The sequence below is a fragment of the Acinetobacter sp. AKBS16 genome (assembly GCF_002899995.1).
Taxonomy (GTDB): Bacteria; Pseudomonadota; Gammaproteobacteria; order Pseudomonadales; family Moraxellaceae; genus Acinetobacter; species Acinetobacter baumannii.
In genome coordinates this window covers 1-273 of sequence record NZ_POYH01000103.1, presented here as the reverse complement: position 1 = coordinate 273, position 273 = coordinate 1, and the positions used below count along the sequence as shown (strand labels likewise).

Below are 273 nucleotides of genomic sequence, written 5' to 3'. Positions count from 1 at the left end.
GATGTGAACCATCTGCCAGCGGAGTGGTAGGCGTTAGTGTACCGGTTACAGGATCATAGCTTGCAGCTACCTTCTCACCATCAACATACAAGGTCGGAGTCTCACCTGCACCCGGTGCAGAAATCACAACACCTGGCGTCGTATCATCTGTGCTGCTTCCTGACCCCTTGATTCCTTGATCAGGTCCAACATTGTCCAGATAACCACTCGGTACAGAAGGAGTAGCCGGTGCTAATGTATCTACAGTAACTGTTATTGCTGGGCTCTGTGCAC

General features: G+C 50.9%; 1 protein-coding gene. It reads right to left on the bottom strand.

The window, feature by feature from the left end:
* Positions 1–273, bottom strand: a 273-nt coding sequence (locus C1642_RS19005; protein ID WP_171304730.1) for a hypothetical protein, incomplete at both ends; no start/stop codon positions are given.